The 22,431-nt window shown below is 73.2% G+C and carries 16 protein-coding genes; 10 read left to right on the top strand and 6 right to left on the bottom strand.

Annotated features, from left to right (window positions below; all coding sequences use genetic code 11):
- Positions 1-194 precede the first annotated feature (194 nt).
- The 4 genes from ACZ516_RS26250 to glpK all read left to right on the top strand — a co-directional run bounded on the left by ACZ516_RS26250 (position 195) and on the right by glpK (position 4,488).
- Positions 195-641, top strand: a complete 447-nt coding sequence (locus tag ACZ516_RS26250) for a Zn-ribbon domain-containing OB-fold protein (protein ID WP_361078425.1) — start codon at positions 195-197, stop codon at positions 639-641.
- A complete protein-coding gene (locus ACZ516_RS26245) occupies positions 638-1,828 on the top strand; it encodes a lipid-transfer protein (RefSeq protein WP_361078428.1) in 1,191 nt (396 codons plus the stop codon). Before ACZ516_RS26250 ends, ACZ516_RS26245 begins: the two co-directional genes overlap by 4 nt.
- Before the next feature lie 361 nt (positions 1,829-2,189).
- Positions 2,190-2,945: an MIP/aquaporin family protein gene (locus ACZ516_RS26240; RefSeq protein WP_469011818.1), complete on the top strand. Its 756-nt coding sequence runs from the start codon at positions 2,190-2,192 to the stop codon at positions 2,943-2,945.
- A 22-nt stretch (positions 2,946-2,967) separates the two neighbouring features.
- Complete coding sequence (gene glpK, locus ACZ516_RS26235) at positions 2,968-4,488, top strand: glycerol kinase GlpK (protein WP_361078431.1); 1,521 nt, start codon at positions 2,968-2,970, stop codon at positions 4,486-4,488.
- 101 nt (positions 4,489-4,589) lie between these two features.
- Here glpK and ACZ516_RS26230 read toward each other — a convergent pair whose 3' ends face one another.
- The 4 genes from ACZ516_RS26230 to ACZ516_RS26215 form a co-directional block, all read right to left on the bottom strand.
- The gene (locus ACZ516_RS26230; protein WP_358585220.1) at positions 4,590-5,195 is read right to left on the bottom strand and encodes a GTP-binding protein; all 606 of its coding nucleotides are present in this window, start codon (positions 5,193-5,195) and stop codon (positions 4,590-4,592) included.
- Positions 5,196-5,305: 110 nt separating this feature from the next.
- Complete coding sequence (locus ACZ516_RS26225) at positions 5,306-5,746, bottom strand: DUF742 domain-containing protein (RefSeq protein WP_361079196.1); 441 nt, start codon at positions 5,744-5,746, stop codon at positions 5,306-5,308.
- A gap of 84 nt (positions 5,747-5,830) precedes the next feature.
- A complete protein-coding gene (locus ACZ516_RS26220) occupies positions 5,831-6,271 on the bottom strand; it encodes a roadblock/LC7 domain-containing protein (protein WP_358585222.1) in 441 nt (146 codons plus the stop codon).
- The gene (locus ACZ516_RS26215; RefSeq protein ID WP_469011816.1) at positions 6,268-9,129 is read right to left on the bottom strand and encodes a nitrate- and nitrite sensing domain-containing protein; all 2,862 of its coding nucleotides are present in this window, start codon (positions 9,127-9,129) and stop codon (positions 6,268-6,270) included. The genes ACZ516_RS26220 and ACZ516_RS26215 overlap by 4 nt, the downstream gene beginning before the upstream one ends.
- A gap of 450 nt (positions 9,130-9,579) precedes the next feature.
- Between ACZ516_RS26215 and ACZ516_RS26210 the strand changes: the two genes are divergently transcribed.
- The gene (locus tag ACZ516_RS26210; protein ID WP_469011815.1) at positions 9,580-10,173 is read left to right on the top strand and encodes a hypothetical protein; all 594 of its coding nucleotides are present in this window, start codon (positions 9,580-9,582) and stop codon (positions 10,171-10,173) included.
- 222 nt (positions 10,174-10,395) lie between these two features.
- On the opposite strand, the gene ACZ516_RS26205 is transcribed toward ACZ516_RS26210, so the two are convergent.
- Positions 10,396-10,719: a bifunctional 3-phenylpropionate/cinnamic acid dioxygenase ferredoxin subunit gene (locus tag ACZ516_RS26205; protein WP_361078441.1), complete on the bottom strand. Its 324-nt coding sequence runs from the start codon at positions 10,717-10,719 to the stop codon at positions 10,396-10,398.
- Positions 10,720-10,909: 190 nt separating this feature from the next.
- On the opposite strand from ACZ516_RS26205, the gene ACZ516_RS26200 reads away from it, so the two are divergent.
- From ACZ516_RS26200 to ACZ516_RS26180, 5 genes are all read left to right on the top strand, one after another.
- Positions 10,910-11,695, top strand: a complete 786-nt coding sequence (locus tag ACZ516_RS26200) for an IclR family transcriptional regulator (protein WP_358585230.1) — start codon at positions 10,910-10,912, stop codon at positions 11,693-11,695.
- Between the two features lie 168 nt (positions 11,696-11,863).
- Positions 11,864-12,949 (top strand): S-(hydroxymethyl)mycothiol dehydrogenase, encoded by a 1,086-nt coding sequence (locus tag ACZ516_RS26195; RefSeq protein WP_469011813.1) that lies wholly within the window; start codon positions 11,864-11,866, stop codon positions 12,947-12,949.
- Positions 12,946-15,390, top strand: coding sequence for a GcvT family protein (locus tag ACZ516_RS26190; protein ID WP_469011811.1), 2,445 nt, complete (start codon positions 12,946-12,948; stop codon positions 15,388-15,390). Before ACZ516_RS26195 ends, ACZ516_RS26190 begins: the two co-directional genes overlap by 4 nt.
- 16 nt (positions 15,391-15,406) lie before the next feature.
- Positions 15,407-16,585: an N-methyl-L-tryptophan oxidase gene (gene solA / locus ACZ516_RS26185; protein WP_469011809.1), complete on the top strand. Its 1,179-nt coding sequence runs from the start codon at positions 15,407-15,409 to the stop codon at positions 16,583-16,585.
- 14 nt (positions 16,586-16,599) lie between these two features.
- Positions 16,600-17,721, top strand: coding sequence for an aromatic ring-hydroxylating oxygenase subunit alpha (locus ACZ516_RS26180; protein ID WP_361078454.1), 1,122 nt, complete (start codon positions 16,600-16,602; stop codon positions 17,719-17,721).
- Here ACZ516_RS26180 and ACZ516_RS26175 read toward each other — a convergent pair.
- Positions 17,714-22,390, bottom strand: coding sequence for a hypothetical protein (locus ACZ516_RS26175; protein WP_469011807.1), 4,677 nt, complete (start codon positions 22,388-22,390; stop codon positions 17,714-17,716). The two genes, ACZ516_RS26180 and ACZ516_RS26175, sit on opposite strands and share 8 nt — an antisense overlap.
- Between the last annotated feature and the right edge of the window lie 41 nt (positions 22,391-22,431).

Raw genomic sequence — 22,431 nt, 5'->3', positions numbered from 1 at the left:
CGACCGGGGCCACCCCCGTCGGTCCCGGTCGCCCTCTCCGATACTCGGACGCGAAAGCGGGCTGTCCGGTTCCCCCGGTGCCGGCCTGTGTGGCCATCGGATCTCGCGGTCTCCGGCTGCCGCTCCCCTCACGAAATCCGGCTGCCCGTGGCACACTCCTGACGACTCGTCAGTTCAAGCGCTGTGGAGGAGTCTTGTCGCGTACGCGCACCCCCGTAGTGGCCGACTGGTTCGCCGGGGAGGGTGAGAGTTTTCGTCTGCTGGGGACGCGCTGCTCGGTCTGCGCCTGTGTCTTCTTCCCGCGTGAGGACGCCTACTGCCGCAATCCCGGCTGCTCGGGCGGTGATCTCGTCGAGGTGCCGCTGTCCCGGTGCGGGCGCGTCTGGTCGTACACCGACGGGCGCTACCGCCCGCCCGCGCCCTATGTGTCCGACCCGGAACTTCCCTGGCGCCCGTACACGTTGATCGCTGTGGAGCTGGAGGCGGAGCGCATGGTGGTGCTCGGGCAGGCGGCTCCCGGCGTCTCGGTCACCGACCTGGAGGTGGGCATGGAGGTGGAGGTCGTCCCCGGCGTGCTCCACGAGGACGAGGCGACGATCTGGACGACCTGGCACTGGCGGCCCGTGGAGGTGGGCGCATGAGCGGCGAGGTGGCGGTGCTCGGCGCGGGCATGCACCCCTGGGGGAAGTGGGGGCGCGGCTTCGTCGAGTACGGGGTGGTGGCGGCGCGCGCCGCCCTCGCGGACGCCGGGGTCGACTGGCGGGACGTCGGTTCGATCGTGGGCGCCGACACGGTCCGTGGCGGCTATCCGGGTCATGTCGCCGGGGCGACGTTCGCCAAGGCGCTCGGCTGGCAGGGGGCGCGGGTGGCGAGCGTGTACGCGGCGTGCGCGTCCGGCGCCCAGGCGATCGCCGTCGCACGGACCCAGATCCTCGCCGGTATGGCCGACGTGGTCCTGGTGGTCGGGGCCGACGCGGCGCCCAAGGGGTTCTTCCGGCCCGCCGGCGGTGATCGGCCCGATGACCCCGACTGGCTGCGGTTCCGCGTCCTCGGTGCGACCAACCCGGCGTACTTCGGGCTCTACGCCCGCCGCCGGATGGCGGTGCACGGCGACACACTGGAGGACTTCGCCCAGGTCAAGGTGAAGAACGCGGCGATGGGCGCCCTCAATGGGTACGCCCGCTACCGCAAGGCCGTCACGGCCGAGGAGGTCGCCGCCTCGGCGGTCGTCGCCGATCCGTTGCGGCTGCTCGACATCTGCGCCACGTCGGACGGAGCGGCCGCCCTGGTGCTGTCCAGCATGGAGTTCGCCCGGCGGCACGGCGCGCCGGACCCGGTGCGCGTCCGCGCGGTCTCCACGGTGACGCCGACCTATCCGAGCGCGGCACTGGACCTGCCGGACATCGCCACGGACTCCGCGGCGGTCGTGGCGCCCGCCGCCGAGACGTTCCGGGCGTCCATCGCGCGAGCGGCCTACGAAGAGGCGGGCATCGGTCCCGAGGACATATCCGTGGCGGAGGTGTATGACCTGTCCACCGCTCTCGAACCGCAGTGGTACGAGGACCTCGGGCTCTGCGGCGAGGGCCAGGGGGCGAAGCTGCTGCGGGACGGGGTGACGGCCATCGGCGGGCGCGTGCCCGTGAACACCAGTGGCGGGCTCGCGTCCTTCGGTGAGGCCGTGCCGGCGCAGGCGCTCGCGCAAGTCTGCGAGATCACCTGGCAGTTGCGGGGCGCCGCCGGACCTCGGCAGGTCGCGGGCGCGCGCGTGGGGCTGACTGCGAACCAGGGGCTTTTCGGCCACGGGTCGGCGGTCGTCGCGGTGCGCTGATCCGCTCCCGGGACGCTCCGGGGGAAGGTGTCCCACCGGTTAACCGGTGCCGTCCGCGACCTTGACGCTCCATCACCGCCGGTGAACACTTCCGGTGTCAGTCGGCGTCGCCGCACCTCGGCTCCACGCGCGCACAGAGCCTCTGCGCGTGCGAAAGGTCCGCACGCAGGACCTGGTCACCAGGTCATCCCCCATGGGCGATGGGACTGCCACGGCACGCTTGCACGGACGCCGGGCAGGGCGCGGGATACTCCCTGCCCCCGGCTGCGTCAGCCGGTCGTATCCAGGCACCGGCCGTGGGAAACGCACCCTGCACGGAGTACCGGGGCGCACTGCCCCGGGCGAGGGCCTAGGAGCCGCCATGTACTCGAACGGGGACATCTTCGTCGGTGAGGTCATCGGCACCGCGATCCTGATTCTGCTCGGCGCCGGCGTGTGCGCCGCCGTCACGCTCAGCCACTCGAAGGCGAAGACCTCCGGGTGGGTCGTCATCGCCTTCGGATGGGGTTTCGGAGTGCTCGCGGGCGCCTACACGGCGGGGCCGCTCTCCGGTGGGCACCTCAATCCGGCCGTCACGCTCGGCATCGCCATCGACACCGGCGAGTGGGGCAAGGTCTGGGTCTACGTGCTCGGCCAGCTGGTCGGCGCGATGCTCGGCGCCGTGCTCGCCTACCTCGTGTACCTGGCGCAGTTCAACGCCAACGGCGCGCGAGGCGTCAAGGACAAGGTGACCGGCGCGCACGAGCCGACACCGACACTCGGCATCTTCTCGACCATCCCGGAGATCAGGAACCCGGTCGCCAACGTCATCACCGAGGTCATCGCCACCGTCGCGCTGGTGCTGCCGGTCCTGGCCTTCGGGCTCACCAAGGGCCTCGGCGAGTCCGGCACGCAGACGCTGATCGTGGCCTTCCTCGTCGTCGGCATCGGTCTGTCCCTGGGCGGTCCCACGGGCTACGCCATCAACCCGGCGCGCGACCTCGGTCCGCGCATCGTGCACGCGTTCCTGCCGATCCCCGGCAAGGGCACGTCCGACTGGAGCTACGCCTGGGTTCCGGTGGCCGGGCCGCTGATCGGCGGCGCCCTCGCGGGCCTCATCTACAACGCAGCCTTCTGAGTCCTCCCACCAAGGAGTAGCCATGCCGGACAGCTCCGGGAAGTTCGTCGCCGCCATCGACCAGGGCACCACCTCCAGCCGCTGCATCATCTTCGACCAGGGCGGCGCGATCGTCGCCGTGGACCAGCGCGAGCACCGCCAGATCTTCCCCAAGCCCGGCTGGGTGGAGCACGACGCCACCGAGATCTGGTCCAAGGTGCAGGCGGTGGTCGCGGGGGCGATCGCCAAGGCCGGGCTCCGCGCCGACCAGGTGAGCGCCCTCGGCATCACCAATCAGCGCGAGACGACGGTCCTGTGGGACCGCGCCACGGGCAAGCCCGTGCACAACGCGATCGTCTGGCAGGACACCCGTACCTCGGGGCTCTGCGACGACCTGGGCGGCACGGACGGCCAGGACCGCTTCCGCGAACAGACGGGGCTGCCGCTCGCCAGCTACTTCTCCGGGCCCAAGGCGGCCTGGCTGCTGGACAACGTGCCGGGGCTGCGGGCGCGCGCCGAGCGGGGCGAGATCGCGTTCGGCACCATCGACTCCTGGCTGATCTGGAACCTCACGGGCGGCACGGACGGCGGCAAGCACGTCACCGACGTCACCAACGCGGGCCGCACCATGCTGATGAACCTCCAAACGCTCCAGTGGGAGCAGTCGATCCTGTCGGCGATGGACATCCCGGAGGCGATGCTGCCGGAGATCAGGTCGTCGTCCGAGGTGTACGGCACGGCCGTGGGGCAGCTCTCCGGGGTGCCCGTCGCCTCCGCGCTCGGCGACCAGCAGGCGGCGGTGTTCGGGCAGGCCTGCTATGACACGGGGACGGCCAAGAACACGTACGGCACGGGCAGTTTCCTGCTCCTGAACACCGGCGACCGGCCCGTTCCCTCGAAGAACGGGCTGCTCACGACCATGGGCTACAAGATCGGCTCCGAGGCGCCCGTGTACTGCCTGGAGGGGTCGATCGCGATCACCGGCGCCCTGGTGCAGTGGTTCCGCGACCAACTCGGCATCATCCGCCACGCCGACGAGATCGAGACCCTCGCCCAGAGCGTGGACGACAACGGCGGGGCGTACATCGTGCCCGCCTTCTCCGGGCTGTACGCGCCGTACTGGCGCTCGGACGCGCGCGGTGTCGTCACGGGGCTCACCCGGTACGTCACCAAGGCGCACCTCGCGCGCGCGGTCCTGGAGGCCACCAGCTGGCAGACCCGTGAAGTGGTCGACGCCATGTACCAGGACTCCGGGGTGCGGATCACGACCCTCAAGGTGGACGGCGGCATGACGAAGAACAATCTGCTGATGCAACATCAGGCCGATGTCCTCGGGGTGCCGGTGATCAGGCCGAAGGTGTCCGAGACGACGTGCCTGGGCGCCGCCTACGCGGCAGGGCTCGCGACCGGGGTGTGGCACGACCTCGACGAGCTGAAGGCGCACTGGCAGCGGGACGTGGAGTGGTCGCCGCGGATGGACGCGGCCACGCGGGACAAGGAGTACCACCACTGGCGCAAGGCGGTGGAGCGGAGTTTCGGCTGGCTGGAGGACGGCGAAGGCTGAGCCGAGCGAGCCACGGCCCGTACCCCGGTCGGCGGGGGTACGGGCCGTGCCCCCGGGCCACCACGTAAGACAAGGACCTGACTACGTGGCGGAGGGGCCTGTCACGTCGTCGCCGGCTCCCTGGCCGCCGCGGCCGCCGCCATCGCGTGTTCCACGACGTCGATGAGGACGTCCTTGACGGACTCCCGATCACGCGCGTCGCAGAGCACGACAGGCACCCTGTCGTCGAGATCGAGGGCCTGCCTGACGACCTCCGCGGGGTAACGGGAGGCGCCCTCGAAGCAGTTGACGCCGACGACGAACGGTATGGAGCGCCGCTCGAAGTAGTCGACGGCGGCGAAGCAGTCCTCCAGGCGGCGGGTGTCGGCGAGGACCACCGCGCCGAGCGCCCCCGTCGCCAGTTCGTCCCACAGGAACCAGAAGCGGTCCTGCCCCGGTGTGCCGAAGAGGTACAGGACGAGGTCCTCGCGCAGGGTGATGCGGCCGAAGTCCATGGCCACGGTGGTGGTGCGCTTGCCCGCGACACCGCGGGTGTCGTCGACGGGCCGGCCGGCCTCGCTCAGGGTCTCCTCGGTGCGCAGCGGCTTGATCTCGCTGACCGCGCCGACGAGGGTCGTCTTGCCGACGCCGAAGCCTCCCGCCACCAGGATCTTCAGGGTGACCGGCTCGACGGCGGCCTTGCCGCGCTCAGTACGCCGGAAGATCATCGCTCACTTCTCCTGGATCAGTGGTGTCACGCGGGGCCGGTCCGTATCCGCCGCCGCCAGGGGTCTCGCTCACGGATGGGTGGCCGGGCCCGGCCACCCCCACGCGCCGTTCAAAGGGCTCGCAGGCCGCTGATCACATCGCGCAGGATGCTCTCGTCCGGCAGTTCGGCCGGGGGGACGGGCCGGGTCACGTGCACCAGTTCGTCGTCCACCAGGTCACCGATGAGCACGCGGATCACACCGACGGGCAGGTCCAGTTCGGCCGCGAGTTCGGCGACGGACTGCGGCGCGTCCCGGCACAGCTCCACGATGTCCACGTGCTCCGGGGACAGCCTCTGGTCCGCCTCCGGATCGGCTGCGGCCCGCTCCCCCGCCATGACGACCGCGATGAGGTCGAGGCGGTGCTGGGCGGGGCTCGTGGTACGGCCGCGCGTCATGGCGTACGGGCGTACGACGGGGCCGGCGTCGTCGTCGAACCAGCGGGGCGTCTCCTGCCCCGGCGTCTCCCGGGGCGCCGCCTGCCGTGGCGCCGTGCCCCGGTGCCGGGGCAGCCCCGGCACCCCCGCTCGTCCGGGTATCCCGCGCAGTGCCTTCGTTCTCTGCGTCCCTCGACCGTCGTGGCTCATGCCCTCCCACTACCCTCCCGCGGGCAGGTCCGTGCGCGGTGCCGTACCCAGATGCACACCCACCCTCTTGACCAGCAGCGTCATTTCGTAGGCGACGAGGCCGACGTCGGAGTCGGCTTCCGCGAGGACGGCGAGGCAGCTGCCGTCGCCCGCGGCCGTGACGAAGAGGAACGCGTCGTCCAGCTCGACCACGGTCTGGCGGACCCTGCCCGCCTCGAAGTGCCGGCCCACGCCCTTGGCGAGGCTGTGGAACCCGGAGGCGACGGCGGCGAGGTGCTCGCTGTCCTCCCTCGTCAGGTTCTTGGACACGCCGGTGGGCAGGCCGTCGCCGGAGAGCACGAGCGCCTTTCGGATGCCGGCGACGCGCTGCACCAGGTCGTCCAGGAGCCAGTTCAGCTCGCCCGGCCCCCCGTTCGTGATGGTGTGTGCGTCGGCCTTCGGTGCGGTCATCGACCGTTCCCCTCAGATGTCGTTCCTGGTGCTGTGCCGTCCGTGGCGTCGTCCCCGGCGGCGTTCTCGTCGCGGCCGCGCTGCCAGCCCCTCTGGAGGGAGGCCATGCGGCTGCGTACCTCTTCCGCGTCGCGCTCCTCCGGCCGGGTCCCGGGGCGGTCGGAGCGGCGGTCGGGGCCGTCCTTCAACTGCGGGGCGAGGCTGGCCTGCCGGACGCGGCGGGGCAGTCCGCCCGGGTCGGTCGTCGGGGCGTCCTCCCGGGTGCCGCGGCCGGGGGCGGCGCCGCCCTGCGGGCCGGTACGGCGGGAGCGCCGGGGCAGTTCGGGCGCCGGGTCGGCGGTGGTGGCGTCCTGGTGCGGCGGTGACAGGTCGGGCCAGGTGGGGCGCTGCCGGGGTGCCGGGGGCCGCGGGGCGTCGTCCTCGGCCGTGCCGGCCTGGGGCCGGCCGTTGTCCTGCGGCCGGGTGTGGGTCACGGGGCGCCCGTGCGAGCTGACCAGCTTCGGGGTCCTGCGGCGCGGCAGCGGTACGGGCCCCGCGGAGAGGCGGTCCTCGGCGAAGCGGGCGTCGGCGAGGTCGTCGCCGGGGCGGGCGGAGGACTCGGGGCGCGCCGAGGGGCGGGCCGGGGTCAGGTCGCGGCGGGTCGGCTCGGGGCGGCCCGTCTCGTGGTCGTCGCGGGCCTGCTGGTGCTGTTCGCCGGGTGTGCCCGCCACCCGGCGGCGCGGGCGGAAGAGGTCGCCGCGCTCGCTGTCGTCGTCGCCGAGTGCTCCGGGGAAGGGGTCGAGGTCCCCCATGCCGACGGGCGCCTCCAGTTCCACCGGGCCGTCGAGCACGGAGGCGGGCAGGCCGGGGAGCCGCACGGGCACCTGGGCCAGGGCCGCCGCGCGGTCGGCCGCCTCGTCCGTGCTGGGCACGGTCTCCCTGGTCCGGGACCGGTCGAGGCGGAAACCGGCGCCGGCGGTGTCGGGCACGTCGTCGGTGAGAAGGGCCTCGGGGATGAAGACGACGGCGGTCGTGCCGCCGTACGGAGAGGGCTGGAGGGAGACGCGGACCCGCTGGCGCTGCGCGAGCCGGCTGACGACGAAGAGGCCGAGCCGGTCGGTGTCGGACAGTTCGAACTCGGGGGTCTCGGCGAGGCGGAGGTTCGCGTCGAGGAGGGCGTCGGCGGCCATGCCGAGTCCCCGGTCGTGGATCTCCAGGGTGAAGCCGTTGGCCACGTGCTCGCCGAGGACCTGCACGGCGGTGTGCGGGGGCGAGAACACCGTGGCGTTCTCCAGGAGTTCGGCCAGCAGGTGCGTGAGGTCGGCCACGGCGGGGCCGGTGACCGCGATGCGGGGCAGGCGGCGCACCTCGATGCGCTCGTAGTCCTCGACCTCGGCGACGGCGGCGCGCACGACGTCCATGAGCTGGACGGGCTTGCGCCACTGCCGGGACGGGGCGGCTCCGGAGAGGATCACCAGGCCTTCGGCGTGGCGCCGCATGCGGGTGGTCAGGTGGTCGAGCCGGAAGAGATCGGCCAGCTCGTCGGTGTCCTCGGTCCTGCGCTCCATGGTGTCCAGGAGCGTGAGCTGCTTGTGCAGCAGGACCTGGCTGCGGCGGGCGAGGTTGACGAAGACCTCGGAGACGCCGCGCCGCAGGTCCGCCTGTTTGACGGTGGCCTCGACGGCGGCGCGCTGCAGGGTGTTGAGGGCCTGCCCGACCTGTCCGATCTCGTCCTTGTCGTACGTGAGCCGGGGCGCCTCGGTCTCCACGTCGACCTGTTCGCCGGCCGCCAGGCGGCGCAGTACGCCGGGCAGACGGACGCCGGAGGCCTCGTGGGCCTCCAGGCGCAGGCGGCGCAGGTCGCGGATGAGGCCGCGTCCGATGCGTACGGACATGAAGAGCGAGACCAGCAGCGCGAGCAGGCCGAGCACGCCGGCGAGGACGACGCGCACGACCACCCCGACGGCGACGGGCTCGACGCGTTCCTGGAAGCGGTCGCTCGCCTCGTCGTCGCGCTGGGCGAGGTCCTTGAGGGTGCGGCCCGCCGTCTCGTCCCAGTGTGCGGACGTCACCGCGTGCGGGGTGCCCGGCGCGGACTGGACGACGTCCTTCTCGGCCTTGCGCAGCTGGGTCGTCTCGGCGCCGTTCCAGTATCGCTCGTAGCGGGCGCGTTCGTCCTCGGGCAGCGGCGGGAGGTTCACCTCGTACAAGAGGGTGCGCTGGGCCCTCAGCTCGGCGACCTGGCGGATCTCGTCCCGGGTGACGCGGCCGGAGACGAGTGCCGACGCGAGCAGCGCGTCCTCCCGTGCGAGCAGTTCACGCGCGCGTGCGACACCGATCAGCGCGCGGCCCTGCTGATCGAGGCCGGCGTCGTCGAGGCCGTTGAGGGTGGTGAGCAGGCTGAAGCAGGGGTCAATCAGTTTGGAGTACATCTTCAGGGCGCCCGCGCGGGTGACCGTGCCCTCTTCGACGGTGCGGCGCAGCGACTCGATGCCGTCGAAGGCGTCCAGGAGCGAGGCGAGCCGCTGTCGGGAGTTGCCGTCGATGCTGTCGCGGACGTCCTCGTCCTCGGCGTTCGCGCGGACTTCGGCGATCATGTCGTCGGTCACGTCACGGCTGCGGCGCAGGGCCGCGAGGGCGTCGGAGGCGCGCGGGTCGGCGAGGTGGACGAGGGTCTGGCGGCGCTCCTGCTGGAGCACGCGGACCGTGTCCTCGATGGGGTAGCCGATCTTGTCGACGATGTTGGCCGAGTCGAGCAGGGCGCTCGCCTCGCGGCCGGTGATGACGGTGGCGAAACCCCAGATCGCGGTCAGGGAAACCAGCGGCACGAGCAGCAGTGCCACGATCTTCCGGCGGATGGACTTCCCGCGAAAGCGCATGGCCTCCCCCAGATCGGCCCCTGCGGCCGTTGCACGGGCCAGGGGCACACATGTGCGTCAACAAACGGCGCGAGCCTACTACTGACCTCCGAGCAACTCGAAGACACATCCGAACGCTTTTCGGCCGTGACGAGAAAGGGACGTCCCTAGTTGTCCCCCCATTACGGGAGATTGCGTCCCAGCATGTGGGGCTCCGCGCCGGGCCTCATCGGCCTTACGTGGTACGCCAGTTGGCCGGAACTCTTCGCTTCACGGAACCGGAACGGGAATCTTTCCGATCTCTCGTTCGTCGGTCAGGGAGAGACGGTGAAGAGTGGTCGGACCGCGGGTGGGCCGTGGGGCGGGTGACATAAAGGGCAGTAAACCGGGCAGCCACAGGTGAGTTGGGTCGAAGGGCCTCACCGGAGGGTTGTTCGTGAAGGACCGCGAAGCGGCGGGGGGAGTGACGAGATGACGGGCACGGCGGAGCGCCGCAGGGCGTCTGGGAGCGACGAGGCGGCATGGGCGGCGGCACGGGGTGCCTCCCCGCGGGGCGCCTCCCCGCAGGGGGCCGGGAGGCCAAGTGCCTTGCCGCGCGGGCTGAGTTCCACCGAGCGGGCGCGGCAGTCCGTCGCCGCACCGGCGCGGGAGCGGTCGGTGCCGCGCCCACCGCTGTGGGTGGAGGAGCCCGCCCGCAGACGGCGGTTGCCGGACCCGGTGCGGACGGCGGCCGTACGGGCCGTGATCATCGTGGCGGTCACCCTCGTGCAGGCGATGGTCGCCTTCCTCACCGCCCTCGCGGGGTCCTGGCTCTCCTTCCCCATGGTCCTGAGCAGCGTGGCCAGCACGGTCGTGGCCACCTGGGGCGTCCTGGACGTGTGGGTGACCCGCCAGGTGTGGAACCAACGGCACGGGGTGGTGTCCGTGCCCAGCAGTACGGCACGGCGGCTGCGGCGCGAGCGGCGCCGGGCCCGCCGTCAGGAACGGGCCGCCGAGCGCGGCAAGGCGCCTATACGGGTGCGCGTGCGCAGGCGCGAAGGGGCGGGGCAGCTGTCCCACTCCTGAGGAGTGAGGAGTGGGGCGGTGGTTACGGGCGTCTCCGCCGTCTCCTCGTCATCAGGCAGGGCGAGTTGGCCCCGCCCGCGTCACCGGTCGAACCCTGCACGCAGTTCCCGGGCCGCGGACAGGTCGACGAGTGAGGCACCGGCCACGGTGACGGTGACGGTCCTCATGCCGGCGGACGCTCGTATACGCCCTCCGGGATTCGTGCGGGGCCCGCGTCGGCTCTCACGCGGCTGACCCTTCCTCGGTGGCCGTCAGCCGCACGTGGATCATGCCGTCCTCGACGTATACCTGGTGGGTACGGACGGGGCGGCGTGCGGGCGGGCCGGTGGGGCGGCCGGTGCGGAGGTCGAATACCGCGGCGTGGAGGGGGCATTCCACCAGGCAGCCCTCCAGCCACCCCTCCGACAGGGACGCGTCCTGGTGGCTGCACGTGTCGTCGATGGCGAACAGCTCGCCGTCGGCGTTGAACACCGCGACGGGCGGCGTGGTGTCGAGGCGGACGGACTCGCCCGCGGGGAGGTCTTCGAGGCGGCAGACGGAAATCATGGGCCCCCCTCTGGTGTCGTTCGGCCCGGTCCTCGCCCCTTCGGGGGGCCAAGACCCTTCGATAGCATGACGTTTCACATAGCGCACGAGGGAGCGCTGTACGCAACAGAGTCCGGTCGGGACGCCCGTCACGTCAAGGGCTTCCCGAAGACGCGGCTTCACAGGGCCGCGAGGTGGTGAGGGTCGACATATGAGCGGCACAGCGAAACAGCCGAAGGCGGCCGCCGGCTCGGTGCAGTCCGTGGACCGCGCCGTGAGCGTCCTGGAGATCCTCGCCCGGCACGGCGAGGCCGGAGTCACGGATATCGCGGACGAGTTGGGCGTCCACAAGTCGACGGCCTTCCGGCTCCTCGGGGTGCTGGAGAACCGCGGCCTGGTCGGCCAGGCCAAGGACCGCGGGAAGTACTTCCTGGGTGCCGGCGTACTGCGCCTCGCGGGGGCGGCGGCAGTGCGCATGGACATCTCCCAGGAGGGCGGCCCGGTCTGCCGCGAACTCGCGGACGAGCTGGGCGAGACCGTCAACATCGCGGTCCTGGACGACGACGCCGCCGTCAACATCATGCAGGCCCGCGGGCCCGCCTCGGTGACCGCGCAGAACTGGCTCGGCCGCCGCACCCCGCTGCACGCCACGTCCAGCGGCAAGGTGCTGCTCGCGCATCTGCCGACGACGCTGCGCGAGGGCCTCATCGCCCGCACGCTGCCCCGCATGACCGAGCACACGGTGACCGGCACGGTGGCGTTGCGCGGCGAGCTGGAGGCCGTGGTCGGGCAGGGTTTCGCCGTCGCCGTCGAGGAGTTGGAGGTGGGACTCGCCGCCGTCGCCGCGCCGGTGCGGGCGCACGACGGCAAGGTCATCGGGGCGCTCAGCACGTCGGGGCCGGTGTACCGGCTGACCGAGGACCGCCTGACCGAACTGGCCAAGCGGACGGTCGCGGCGTCCGTGGAGCTGTCCCGGCGGATGGGCTACGGCTTCTGAGTCCTGGGGCACGGCTTCGGACAGATGGTGCACCGCCCCCTTGACGGCCTCTCGATGGCGTTCCCACTATGTCTCTCATAGCGCAACCGGTCGTGCAGTACGCAACAGAATCTGCCTTCGTACGTATCCACGCCACCGAGCCGTGCGCAACAGCAGAGGAGTCTGGCCGTGCCCCACGAGGTCCGTGCCGCCGTCGCCGTCAAGAAGGGCGCACCCGTCGAGGTGCGGACGATCGTCGTGCCAGATCCCGGTCCCGGAGAGGTGCTCGTCTCCGTGCAGGCCTGCGGGGTCTGCCACACGGATCTGCACTACCGGGAGGGCGCGATCACCGACGACTTCCCGTTCCTGCTCGGCCATGAGGCGGCCGGCACCGTCGAGGCGGTGGGCGCGGACGTCGTCGGCCTCGCCGCCGGTGACTACGTGGTAATCGCCTGGCGCGCCCCCTGTGGTGCGTGCCGTTCCTGTCGGCGCGGGCGCCCCTGGTACTGCTTCGACTCCCGCAACGCCGCGCAGCCGATGACCCTCCAGGAAGGCACGCCGCTGAGCCCCGCCCTCGGTATCGGCGCCTTCGCCGAGAAGACGCTGGTCGCCGCAGGTCAAGCGGTGCGGGTCGATCCGGCGGCGCGCCCCGAGGCGGCGTGCCTGATCGGGTGCGGCGTGATGGCGGGGTACGGGGCGGCCGTGCACACCGGTGGGGTGGGCCGCGGCGACACCGTCGCGGTCATCGGCTGCGGCGGTGTCGGCGGCGCCGCGATCGCCGGGGCGTCCCTGTCCGGGGCCCGGCGCGTCATCGCCGTCGACATCGACGACGCGAAGCTGGACGCGGCGACCCGTTTCGGCGCGACGCACACCGTCAACTCCCGTGGCACCGACCCCGTCGCGGCCGTCCACGAGCTGACCGGCGGGCACGGGGTCGACGTCGCCATCGACGCGGTCGGCACCCCGTCGACGTACAAGCAGGCGTTCTACATGCGCGATCACGCCGGTGTGCTGGTCCAGGCGGGGGTGCCCGACGCGGAGATGAGGGTCGATCTGCCGCTGCTCGATGTCTTCTCGCGCGGCGGCGCCCTCAAGTCGTCCTGGTACGGCGACTGCCTGCCCGCGCGGGACTTCCCGATCCTGGTGGACCAGTACCTCAGCCGCCGGCTCGACCTGGGCGGGTTCGTCTCCGAGACGATCTCCCTGGACGAGGTGGAGGAGGCCTTCGACCGGATGCGGCGCGGTGAGGTGCTGCGCTCGGTGGTGGTCCTGTGAGCCGCTTCCCGGGCCGGGGGCCCCGTGTGGTCGTCGTCGGCGCCGGAATCGTCGGCTGCTCGCTCGCGGACGAGCTGACCGCCCGCGGCTGGACCGACGTCACCGTGCTCGACCAGGGGCCGCTGCCCGCGCCCGGCGGCTCCACCTCCCACGCCCCCGGGCTGGTCTTCCGGACCAACCCGTCCAGAACGCTGACCGCGTTCGCGACGTACACGGTGGAGAAGTTCACCTCCCTCGAAGTCGACGGCCTTCCGTGCTTCCACCCCGTGGGCGGCCTCGAACTGGCCACCACGCCCGAGCGCTGGGCCGAGTTGCACCGCAGGGCCGGTCTCGCCGCCTCCTGGGGCGTCCGCGCCGAACTCGTCGGGCCCGCGCGCTGCAAGGAGCTGTGGCCACTGGTGGACGAGAGCCGGCTGTACGGCGGTCTGTACACACCGGACGACGGCTTGGCCCGCGCCGTTCCCGCCTGCCGTGCGCAGATGGCGCGGGCACGCGCGCGTGGCGCACGTTTTCTGGACCGCCACACCGTGACCGGCATCGAGCAGGACGGCGGCCGGGTCTGCGCCGTCGTCACCGACCGCGGCACCTTCCCCGCCGACCACGTCGTCTCGGCGGCCGGGTTCTGGGGCCCGGTGATCGGGCGGATGGCGGGCGTCGACGTGCCGCTGCTGCCGCTCGCCCACCAGTACGCGACCACCCGGCCCCTGCCCGAGCAGGCCGGGGCCAACGACCCGCGCACCGAGGCGTCGCGGCCGATCCTGCGCTTCCAGGACCGCGATCTGTACTTCCGGGAGCACACCGACCGCATCGGCATCGGCTCGTACGCCCACCGGCCGCTGCCCGTCGACCCGTTCGGCGTCCCCGCCTACGACGACGCCGAGAGCATGCCGTCGTCGTACCCCTTCACCGAGGAGGACTTCGCGCCCAGTTGGCAGGACTGCCGGTGGCTGCTTCCCGCGCTGGGGCGGACCGAGATCGAGGAGGGCTTCAACGGCGTCTTCTCCTTCACCCCGGACGGCATGCCGGTGCTCGGCGAGTGCCGTGCGCCGCGCGGCTTCTGGCTGGCCGAGGCGGTGTGGGTGACGCACTCCGCGGGCGCCGCCAGAGCGGTCGCCGAGTGGATGGTCGACGGGCGTCCCTCCCTCGACCTGCACGAATGCGAGCTGACCCGCTTCGAGGACGCCCAGCGCTCCCCCGCGTACGTCGCCGAGCGGGCCGCCCGGCAGTTCGTGGAGGTCTATGACGTCATCCACCCGCTCCAGCCACCGGACGAGCCGCGCCCCCTACGGGTCAGCCCCTTCCACGCCCGCCAGCGGGAGCTGGGCGCCGTCTTCCTGGAGGGCGGCGCCTGGGAGCGCCCGCACTGGTACGAGGCGAACGCCCCCCTGGCCGAAGGGATCACGCTGCCCGCGCGCGACGCCTGGGCGGCGCGCCACTGGTCCCCGACCGTGGCGGCCGAGGCCCGTGCCACCCGCGAGGGGGTGGCCCTGTACGACATGACGCCCCTGCGCCGGCTGGAGGTCACCGGTCCCGGTGCGCTCGCCTTCCTCCAGCGCATGACCAGCAACAACCTCGCGAAGAGGCCCGGCGCCGTCACCTACACCCTCCTTCTCGACGAGGCGGGTGGCATCCGCTCCGACCTGACGGTGGCACGCCTGGCCCCCGACCGTTTCCAGGTGGGCGCCAACTCCCCCGCCGACCTGGACCGGCTCCTTCGGCATGCCCCGGCCGACGTCCACCTCAGGGACATCACCTCGGGGACCTGCTGCATCGGTGTCTGGGGTCCTGCGGCCCGCGCGCTGGTCCAGCCGCTCACCCCGGACGACTTCTCGCACCAGGGGTTCGGCTACTTCAGGGCCAAGGAGACCTGGGTCGGGCACGTCCCGGTGACCGCGATGCGCCTGAGCTACGTCGGTGAACTGGGCTGGGAGCTGTACACCACCGCCGACCTGGGGCTGCGCCTGTGGGACACGCTGTGGGAGGCGGGGCGGGCGCACGGGGTGATCGCGGCCGGGCGGTCCGCCTTCAACAGCCTGCGCCTGGAGAAGGGGTACCGCGCGTGGGGGCACGACATGACCGCCGAACACAACCCCTACGAGGCGGGCCTCGGCTTCGCGGTGCGCATGGACAAGGGGGACTTCGTGGGCCGCGCCGCCCTGGCAGCGCTGGGTGAGCCTGCGCGGAGGCTCACGCCCCTGCTCCTCGACGACCCGGCCGCCGTCGTCCTCGGCAAAGAGCCCGTGTACGTCGACGGCGCCCCGGCTGGGTACGTCACGAGCGCCTCGTACGGATACACGCTGGGTCGCTGTGTCGCGTACGCCTGGCTGCCGCCCCTGAGGGCCGGTACGGGCGTCGACGTCGAGTACTTCGGCGAGAAGGTTCCCGCGACGGTCGCCGAGGAACCCCTGTTCGACCCGGAGATGACCCGCATCCGCCGCTAGCCGCCAGGAGGCCCCGGTGTCCCCCACCACCTACGACGTGATCGTGATCGGCCTCGGCGGCATGGGCGGCGCCGCCGCCCACCACCTGTCCGCGCGCGGCGCCCGCGTCCTCGGCCTGGAGCGGTACGGCCCCGCGCACCGGCGCGGCTCCAGCCACGGCGGCTCCCGCGTCACCCGGCAGTCCTACTTCGAGGACCCCGCGTACGTCCCGCTGCTGCTGCGCGCGTACGAGCTGTACGAGCGCCTCGAACGGGACACGGGCCGTGAGATCGCCACCCTGTGCGGCGGCGTGATGCTCGGCCGGCCCGAAAGCCGCCCCGTCGCCGGCTCGCTGCTCTCCGCCGAACGGTGGGACCTGCCCCACGAGACGCTCGACGCGAAAGAGATCCGCCGCCGGTTCCCGACCCTCACCCCGGACGACGACGAGGTGGCGCTGTACGAGGCACGGGCGGGCCTGGTCCGCCCCGAGAGCACGGTGGCCGCCCACCTGGAACTCGCCACGCGCGACGGCGCCGACCTGCGCTTCGAGGAGCCCATGACGCGCTGGGAGCCCTGCCGGGGCGGCGTGCGCGTCCACACCGCCGAAGGCACGTACACGGCGGGCCACCTAGTGGTCTGCCCCGGCGCGTGGGCGCCGGAGCTGCTCACCGACCTGGGCGTGCCGTTCCACGTCGAACGGCAGGTCATGTACTGGTTCCAGCCCACCGGCGGCGTACGGCCCTTCCTGCCGGACCGGCATCCGATCTACATCTGGGAGGACGCGCGGGGCGTACAGGTGTACGGCTTCCCCGCGATCGACGGGCCCGAGCTGGGGGCCAAGGTGGCCTTCTTCCGCAAGGGCACGCCCTGCACGCCCCGGACCATCGAGCGGACGGTCCACCACCACGAGATCGCGGCGATGGCCGAACAGGTGGGCCAGCTGATCCCGTCGCTCCCCGGCCGCTTCCTGAAGGCCGCCACCTGCATGTACTCCAACACTCCCGACGAGCACTTCGTCATCGCGCGCCATCCGGCGCACCCCGGGTCGGTCACCGTCGCCGCCGGGTTCTCCGGGCACGGCTTCAAGTTCGTGCCCGTGGTCGGCGAGATCGTCGCCGACCTGGCGCTGGACGGCGCCACCGGGCAGCCCATCGAGCTGTTCGACCCCGCCCGGTTCGCCGCCGCGCCCGCCCGCGAAGTCCGAGCGCCTTCTTGAGGAGGACGACCACCGTGACGACGACCCCTTTGCCGCCGAGTCTCATCGCGACCCTCCCCGGCCGCTACTACACCGACCCGGAGATCTTCCGGCAGGAGCAGGAACGCGTCTTCGAAGCGCTCTGGTTCTGCGCGGTGCGCGCCGCCGATCTCGACGCGCCGGGCGCCTTCCGCACGGTACGGGTCGGGCGGGAGAGCGTCCTGGTCACCCGCTCGCGCACCGGCGAACCGCGCGCCTTCCTGAACGTCTGCCGGCACCGCGGCGCCCGCCTGTGCGCCGAGGAGTCCGGGCAGGTCCGCCGCGCCCTCCAATGCCCGTACCACGCCTGGACGTACGACCTCGACGGCAGACTGATCGCCGCGCCCAACCTGGTCAGGATGCCGGACGTGGACCGTTCCGCGTACGGCCTGGTGAAGGTGGCCCTGCGGGAGTGGCTCGGCTACCTCTGGCTGTGCCTGGCCGAGGAACCGCCCTCCTTCGAGGAGAGCGTCGTCGGCGCGGTGGTCGAGCGGCTGGGCGACGCGGCCTCCATCGAGCGCTACGGCACCGAGCGGCTCGCGCTCGGCCGGCGCGTCACGTACGACGTGCGCGCCAACTGGAAGCTGATCGTGGAGAACTTCATGGAGTGCTACCACTGCGCGACCATCCACCCCGAACTCACCGACGTCCTGCCGGAGTTCGCCGACGGCTTCGCCGCGCAGTACTACGTCGGGCACGGTGCCGCGTTCGGCGAGGAGGTCGGGGGTTTCACGGTCGACGGCAGCGCGGGCTTCGGCCGCCTCCCCGAGGTCGGCGACCAGCAGGACCGTCGCTACTACGCGGTGACCGTGAAACCGACCGTCTTCATCAACCTCGTCCCCGACCACGTGATCCTGCACCGCATGTTCCCGATGTCCGAGGACCACACGCTCGTCGAGTGCGACTGGCTGTACGCACCCGACGTCGTCGCCTCCGGAGCCGACCTGTCGAAGTCCGTGGAGCTCTTCCACCGGGTCAACGTCCAGGACTTCGCGGCCTGCGAGCGCACCCAGCCCGCGATGGCGTCCCGCGCCTACCGCGGGGGCGGGGTGCTGGTGCCGACCGAGCACCACATCGGGCTCTTCCACGAGTGGCTCACCAAACAGCTCGCTACGTAGTGGCCGAGGAGGGCTGGGGCGCCGAAGAGGGCCGCGCCGGCAAAGACGCTTGCGCCGCGGGGCGCTTGTACATCCGCGTGGCCGTGATCTCGCCGTGCACCGTCTCGCCGTCGGGGTCATCGGGGTCCCGCTGCGGCAGGCCGGGGCGCAGGTGCTCCTCGACGCTGATGTACTTCAGCCCCGCCCGCAGGTCCGCGTCGTTGCGCAACCGGATGACCAGCGGGAACTCCGCGAGCGCCGTGGTGTCGAACAGGCCGGTCGTGTAGAGCAGCTGCACACCGAGCGCGTCGGAGACGGCCCGCTGGAGCTCCAGGAGGTACGTCGCGTTGGCGCGGCCGATGGGGTTGTCGAGGAAGAGCGTGCCGGCGTGCCGGTGCTTGTCCCGGCCCCGGTCGTTGCTGCGCAGGGCGGCCATCGTGCAGTACAGGGCGATGGCGGCGGTGAGCAGCTGCCCTCCGGAGAAGACGTCGCCCATCTGTCCGACCGGGACGCGCTCGGCGCGCAGCACGGCGTCCGGCTTGAGGATCTCGACGGCGACGCCACGCGGCTCCAGCGCGGCCTGGACGCCGCGCAGCAGCAGGGACATGCCGTCGCGCCGCAGGTCCGAGTTCTTCTTCACGGCCGCCCGGGTGGCCTCGTCGATGACCTCGCCGAGGCGCTCCACGAGGGTGGCCTGGTCGGGCTCCTCGAAGCGGACCCGCAGGAACTCCTGGCCCGACCACTCCCCGAGGCCCTCGGGCAGGCGGGACAGGCGCTGGGCGGACCTGAGCGTCGCGAGGGCCGACTCCACGAGACCGCGCAGGCGGTCCACGATGCTGTCGCGGTTGCGCTCCAGCTGCGCCAGCTCGTCGGTCAGCACCCGCAGCCGGGGCGCGAAGGCGTCGGCCCACTTCTTGGCGTGCTCGGGCAGCGCGGAGGCGGGCAGCTCGCGGATCTGCTGGCGGGCGGGCGTGCGGACCTGCTCGTAGCGGGTGGAGTTGGCGTGCCGTACGAGGATGTCGCCGGCCTCGCGGACGGCGGTGTCGGCGGCGGACAGGTCGGCGGCGCAGCCGCGCAGGGAACGGCGGGCCTCGGCGGCGGCCTGGCGGGCCTCCTCCAGGGTGCCGGAGTAGGGGTCGGGCTCCTCTTCGGGGTCTTCCTGGTGCTCGCGCAGGAGGTCGCGCAGGAGGGCGGCCGTCTCGTCGAAGCCGCCCGCAGCGTCCTCCGTGGCGCGGTGCGCCTGGAGCAGCGCGGCGTGGGACTCCTTGGCGCGGCCCAGCGCCTCGGTGTGCGCGGCCAGTTCGCCGGTGGCGGTGCGCAGCAGTGCCTGGGCCTGCTCGGCGTCGGCGGGGACCAGCTCTTCGGGCAGCTCGGTGTGGGCCTCGCCGTCCTCGGGGGCGTGCCGCTCGGCCTCGCCGCGCAGCCGGCCGAGCTGCTCGCTGGCGGTGGCGGCGCGGGCCTCGATGAGCTGGACCTGGGCCTCGGCGCGGGCGGCGGCGGCCTGCCGGGAGGGGCCGTCGGAGCCGTCGGTGCCTTCGAGGAGCAGGGCGGCGCGGGTGCGCACCTTGTTGCTGAGCCGGTCCAGCTCGGCGAGGGCGGCGCTCTCGTCGCTCTCGGCGCGGGCCTGTTCGGCGCGCAGGTCGGCGCCGACGCCCACCTTCTCGTAGAGCTGCGATGCCGCGCGGTAGGCCTCGCGGAGGGCGGGCAGCGACGTCTTGGGGGCGTCGGTGTCCTCGGGGATGTCCTCGGGGGCGCCGGCGATCTCGGCGCGTTCGGCGCGCAGGGCGCGGGCGGTGCGGCGGGCGTCGTCGGCGGCGCGCTGGGCGGCGCGGCGGTCCTCGTCGGCGGCGCGGGCGCGGTCCAGGCAGGTCTGGGCGCGGGCCTCGGACTCGGCGGCGTCGTCGGCCAGTTCGCGCAGCTTGGCCTGCCAGCCGGCCCGCTCGCGGAGCCGGAAGGCGAGGCCCGCGAGGGCGTCGGCGGCGCGGCGGGCGCGCTGGGCGGCCTCTTGGCGTTCGTCCCGCACGCGTGCCGCCTCGCTCGCGGCCTCGTCGGCCTCGGCGCGGGCGGTGCGGGCCTCGGCCAGCTCGGCCTCGGCCTCCTCGGCGAAGGCGCGGGCCTCTTGGGCGGCGGTGGCGAGTTCGGCGAGGCGGCCGCCGGGGCAGCCTGCGCGCCAGGAGGTGAGCCGGGCGGCCAGCTCGCGGTCCTTGGCGAGCCGGGCGGCGAGGGAGCGGATCTCCTCGTCCCGCCGGGCGGCCCGCGCGCGCAGCGCCTGTCGCTCCTCGTCGGCGGCGTGCTCGTCGTGCATGGCCGGGTTCGGCGGTACGAGGAAGACGCCGCTGTCGGTGGCCTGCTCGCCCGGTGTGGGGGCGAGGAGGGCGGCGGCGGTGCCCACGGCGACGGCCGAGCGGGGCAGCAGGGCGGCGTCCACGAGGGCTTCGCGGGCGCGGGCGTGGGTGTCCGGGTCGGTGATGACCACGCCGTCGACCAGCTCGGGGCGGGCGGCGAGCACGCGCGCGTGGTCGGCGGGGTCGACGGCCTGGGCGAGATAGCGCCAGCCGGGCAGTGCGGGGATGCCGTGCTCGCCGAGGAACTCGACGGTGGCGAGGACGTCGGGGCCGGGCGGCAGCAGTCCGCCGTCGCCGAGGGCGCCGAGGATGCGGGAGTCGTCGGCGGCGGCGGTGCGCAGGTCGAAGAGCTGCCGTTCGGCGGAGGCGACGCCTTCTTCGAGGAGGGCGCGCAGCTCGTCGGCGGAGCGGTCGAGCTCCTCCACGGAGAGGGCACCGCGCGCCGGGGAGGGGGCGCTGTCGGTCTCGGCGCCGCGCGGCCGCGGGACGGCGCTGACGCCGGTCGGCAGGCTCAGCAGTTCGGCGAGCCGTTCGTCCCCGGCGATGGACTCGGCGGCGCGGCGCTCCGCGTCGTGGGCGGCCTCGGCGGCGGTCGCGGCGTCCGAGGCGCGGGCGGCGGTCAGTTCGGCGCGGGCCTCGGCGGCGGCCGCCTCCTTGGCGTGGTCGGCGGTCCGGCGGGCGGCCTCGCGGGCGGTGTCCCAGGCGGCGACGGTCGTCTTCTCCGCGTCGCTCGCGGCGAGGGCGGCCCGCGCGGGGTCGGCGTCGGGCGCGGTGTCGTCGAGCCAGCCCGCGCGCACGGCCTCGGCGGTCTCCTGCTCGACCTCCGTGAGGCGCTGGCGCAGGTGGCCGGCCTCGCTGCGGGCCCGCTGGGCCTCGGTGGCGGCGGCGGTGGCGTCGCGGTGCGCGCTCTCGCCGGTCTCCTGGAGGGCGGCGGAGCGCTCCTCCTCCTCGTTCGCGACGTCCTCGGCGCCTTCGGCGGCGGTGTGCAGGGCGCGCACGAGGTCGGCGGCGGCCTTCGCGCGGGCGGCGAGGGCGGGCGCGGCGTCCCGCTCGGCCTCGCGGATCGCGGCGGCCACGCGCGCGGAGCGGTCGGCCGCCGCGCGGTGGCGCAGGACGGCCTCGGCGGCCTGCCAGGCGGCGTGCAGGGTGCGGGCGTCGGCGAGTTCGCGGCGCTGGGCGGCGGCGGCCTTCTCGGCGACGGTGAGCGCCAAGGACGCGTGGCGGTAGGCCAGTTCGGCGGAGATGAGGGCGCTCTCGCCGCGGGCCTGTTCGGCCTCGGTGACGGTGTGGGCGGCGGCGGTGACCTGTTCGGCCAGGGTCGCGGCGCGCCCGCGCTCCTCGACGGCGCGGGCGGACAGGCGCCGGGCCAGGGTGCGGGTCCTGCGCTCGGCGGCCGCGTGCACGTCACGCGCGCGTGCCCGGGTGCCGGCGGCCTCGACGATGCGCCCGAGCAGGTCGACGGAGCCGGCGGTGAAGTCCCGCTCGGCCATCAGTTCGGCCCGTCGGCCCAGCTTGTTGCCGAAGCCGTGGACGAGGTCGGCGAGGCCGTCGGTGTCACGGGTGTCCGTGACGGCGCGCAGCAGCAGGTCGGTGAAGTCGGAGTCCTTCTTGACGGCGAAGAGGCCTGCGGCCTCGCCCTCGTCGGCGTTCATCTCGCGCTGGTAGCGGAAGAGTTCGGGGTCGAGACCGAGGTCGCCGAGGTGTTCGTTCCAGCGGTCGTGGATCTCTTCCCAGTGCACTTCGAGGTGGGGGTAGGCCTTGGTGGCCTCGGTCAGCGCGTCGCGGAAGCCCTTCATGGTGCGCCGGCGTCCCTGCGCGCCCGAGGCGCCCTCCACGGAGGGCCGTACGGCGGTGGACTCGGCGACCGGCAGCGAGTCCAGGCTCAGACCGGGGCCGGGCCGGAAGGAGTACCAGGCCTCGGCGAACTTCCGCGGGTCGTTCGAGACCTGGCGTCCCCGCCACTCGCTGACCTTGCCCACGACCACGCACTCACCGGTGAGGGTGTGCTGCCACTCCAGGGCGACGTGCCCGCAGTCGTCGGCGAGCAGGAACTTGCGCAGTACGCCGGAGCTGGCGCCGCCGAGGGTGTTCCGGTGGCCCGGCAGCATCACCGAGAAGATCAGCTTGAGCAGGACGGACTTGCCGCCGCCGTTCTCCAGGAAGAGCACGCCCGCGGGGGCGGGGCGGCGCGGCGGCCCTGTCGGCTCGTCCTCGAAGAACTCCGCCTGCGTGGGCGCGGGGTCGGGCACCACGGCGCCGACACCGCGCAGGTCGAGCACGGTGTCGGCGTAGCGCGCACCGGCCGGACCGATGGAGTAGAGGCGGATCCGGGACAGCTCGTACATGGCGGCGGACTCTCGTCGTAAGTCGTGAAAAACGGCGGGGA

This window comes from Streptomyces sp. NPDC034037 (genome assembly GCF_055575715.1).
Note: the sequence above shows the minus strand (reverse complement) of the source record. Positions and strands in the feature narration are given on the sequence as shown.